We start from the raw sequence: 2,637 nt of genomic DNA on the forward strand, positions 1-2,637 counted from the left end.
CCCCCCCCCCCCGCGGGCGGGGACAAGCCCCGCCCCTACACCATTCGTGTAAAAACGGCTCCGTGGCCGCCCGCCCCTCCTACGTCCGGGCGATCTGACCGCCCAGGGCCTCGTAGTCTGCCCAGAAGCGGGGATAGGACTTGTTCACGCACTCCGCGCCGGTGATGGTCACCGGCCCCTGACAGCGGGTGGCCGCAATGGCGGCCATCATGGCGATGCGGTGGTCGTTGTGGCCGGAGACAGTGACGCCCCCCGCCAGCCGCTCCCTGCCCCGGAGCACCAGGTGGTCGGCGTGCTCCTCCACACCGGCCCCCAGGGCGTTGAGCACCTGCGTCACAGAGGCCAGCCGGTCGCTCTCCTTGATGCGCAGGCGGGCGGCGTTGACGATGGCGGTCGTCTCCCCCGCCCGCAGGGCGGCCATGGCCGCCAGAGGGGGCACCAGATCGGGGCACTGGGACACGTCCAGCTCCGCCGGGCCGGGCCGGGTCAGGCGGGCAAGCTGCTCCCCGATCACCCGGTCGCCCTGGACGGAGCGGGGGTTCAGCCCCTCCACTTCCACCCGGTGGCCCAGGAATGCGGCGGCAAACCAGAAGGCGGCGTTAGACCAGTCCCCCTCGATGGCCAGATCCCGGTGGCGGTACGCCTGGTTCCCCGGCACCCGGAAGCGCCGATCCCCGTCGTACTCCGCCGCGACGCCGAATTGGGCCAGGGCGTCCAGGGTCATGTCCACATAGCCCCGGCTCTCCAGCGCGGTGGTGAGAACAAGCTCGCTGTCCCCCTCCAGCAGGGGGAGGGCGTAGAGCAGGCCGGTGATAAACTGGGAGGACACGTCGCCGGGCAGGGTATAGACGCCGGGCGTCAGCCGCCCCTCCACGGCGAGCACTCCGTTTTCCAGCGACCAGGCGATCCCCTTCTCCGCAAAGAGGTGGAAATAGGGCTCCTGAGGCCGCTCCATGAGCCGCCCGTGGCCGGTGAACCGGCCGCCCCCCTTGAGGGCCAGGGCCACGGGGATCAAAAACCTCAAAGTGGAGCCCGACTCGCCGCAGTCCATGACCTCCGGCGGGGGCGTCTCGAAGCCGTCCACCAGGTCGGCCCCGCGGATTACCGTGCCGTCGGCGGAGGCGTCCGCGTCCAGGGTACGCATACAGCGCAGGGTGGCCTGGATGTCCTGGGACAGCTCCACATTGGACAGGCGGCACACCCCGTCGGACAGGGCGGCGGCGATGATCAGCCGGTGGGCCTGGGACTTGGAGGGCGGCGGAGTGACGGCGCCGCCCAGGGCGGCGGGGGTGATGGTGACGTTCATCGCAGTTCCTCCAGCAGTTTGGCCTTGGGCATCCGGTGGGGGACGGCGCGGCCCATGCGCTCCAGGAGGATCACCGAAATGTCCTCCCCCGCCCCCTTCTTGTCCAGTCCCACGGCGGCGGCGTAATCCTCCGCCGTGCAGGGGATGGCGGTGGGCAGCCCCAGGGCGGAGAGCGCCTCCTCCAGGCGCTCCGGCAGCTCCGCCGGGGTCACCCCCAGGCGTACACCCAGCCGGGCGGCGGCGCACATGCCGGCGGCCACCGCCGCGCCGTGGCTCCACTCGGTGTAGTGCCCCGCCAGCTCGTAGGCGTGGCCCAGCGTGTGGCCGAAGTTGAGGAGCATCCGCTCCCCCGTGTCCCGCTCGTCCTGTTCCACTACGCTCCGTTTAATCGCGCAGCAGGTATACAAGATGTGTTCCATTTCCGCCATCAGCTCCGCCCGGGAGGGCCGGGCCGCCAGGAAGTCGAAGAAGGCCGCGTCCCTGATGCAGCCGTATTTGACCACCTCCGCCATGCCCTCCATGAAGACAGGCAGCGGCAGGGTGTCCAGCACCTCCGGATCCATGAGCACCAGCCTGGGCTGCCAGAAGGCCCCCGCCAGATTCTTCCCGTGCTCCAGATCCACGGCCACCTTGCCCCCTACGGAGGAATCCACCTGGGCCAGCAGGGTGGTGGGGATCTGCACGAAGTCCACCCCCCGCAGGATGGTGGCGGCGGCGAACCCCGCCAGATCCCCCACCACGCCGCCGCCCAGGGCCGCCACCGCGTCGGTGCGGGTCAGCCCGGCGTCCATCATGGCCTCCCACAGCTCGGCCAGACGGGCGGGGCATTTGGAGCCCTCCCCGGCGGGGACGGTGTGGGCGGTCACCTGGAACCCGGCCCCCTCTAGACTGGCCCGCACCCTTTCCAGATACAGGGGGACCACATGGCTGTCCGTCACCACGAAAAGCCGGGAGGCCCCGGGCAGGACGGCCCGAAGCTCCTCCCCCGCCCGGGCCAGCAGCCCCCGCCCGATCTGTATGTTGTATTCCCGCCCCGGCAGGGCGACGGTCAGCGTTTTCATGGTACGGCCTCCTCTGTTCAAAATCGACGGTATCCGTCGGGCGGGGGGGGGCACCCGCCCCTACGTGACAGCTCCGCAGGATGCCCCAACGCAGGGGCCGACACCCCAGGGCGGCCTCTCTTGCCCCTGTGGGGCAATTCACCTTCTGCCCTCATCGGCCCACGCCAACTATCCTCCACCCTCACCGTAGGGCGACCCTCGTGGCCGCCCGCGGGCGGGGACAAGCCCCGCCCCTACATTACAGCCCTTGAAGATATCCTCCGTAGGGGC

At 70.4% G+C, this 2,637-nt stretch carries 2 protein-coding genes; both read right to left on the minus strand.

Going from position 1 to position 2,637, the window contains the following annotated elements; genetic code table 11:
* Window positions 1–79: 79 nt before the first annotated feature.
* A complete protein-coding gene (gene aroA, locus ACESY8_RS18160; protein WP_204681873.1) occupies window positions 80–1,306 on the minus strand; it encodes a 3-phosphoshikimate 1-carboxyvinyltransferase in 1,227 nt (408 codons plus the stop codon).
* The gene (gene aroB / locus ACESY8_RS18165) at window positions 1,303–2,367 is read right to left on the minus strand and encodes a 3-dehydroquinate synthase (RefSeq protein WP_054339074.1); all 1,065 of its coding nucleotides are present in this window, start codon (window positions 2,365–2,367) and stop codon (window positions 1,303–1,305) included. Before aroB ends, aroA begins: the two co-directional genes overlap by 4 nt.
* Window positions 2,368–2,637: the final 270 nt, after the last annotated feature.

The organism is Clostridium sp. ATCC BAA-442 (assembly GCF_964239415.1).
Lineage (GTDB): Bacteria > Bacillota > Clostridia > Oscillospirales > Oscillospiraceae > Flavonifractor > Flavonifractor plautii.